We start from the raw sequence: 358 nt of genomic DNA on the forward strand, positions 1-358 counted from the left end.
CCAGGCCTTATCAGCAGATAGCCAAAGACGTGAAAGTACCACGCGAGCGGCTCAGACTGGCGCTGGAAAGTGGGCTACAGGTAACCGCACTCGACGGGCTATTCTGGTTCGGCATTCAGCGAATTGCCGCCGACGTGCAGCGGTTACGCAAATCGGGTATGGCAATCACCACCTCCGAAACAGAGGCGTCTGATAATCTCACCGGGACGACCCGTCGGATGCCGGTTTATCGGCTTTCTGTTGGTAAGTGACTTTTAGGTACTTGCGTTATACCTCCTGTCTGCGAGAGCGTGTGAATGTTGCGGTGTATCCCACTAGCGTCGGGGTGAAACAGCGGTAAATTCAACGAGGAATTTGC

Annotated in this window: 1 protein-coding gene; it reads left to right on the top strand. The window is 54.5% G+C overall.

The genetic code is table 11. The features are described 5' to 3' along the window. Positions 1-251, top strand: a 251-nt coding sequence (locus ACERY3_RS25410) for a helix-turn-helix domain-containing protein (RefSeq protein WP_373226810.1), incomplete at its 5' end; no start/stop codon positions are given. Between the last annotated feature and the right edge of the window lie 107 nt (positions 252-358).

It is taken from the genome of Enterobacter cloacae complex sp. ESBL7, from assembly GCF_041679625.1.
Classification (GTDB): Bacteria; Pseudomonadota; Gammaproteobacteria; order Enterobacterales; family Enterobacteriaceae; genus Enterobacter; species Enterobacter asburiae_B.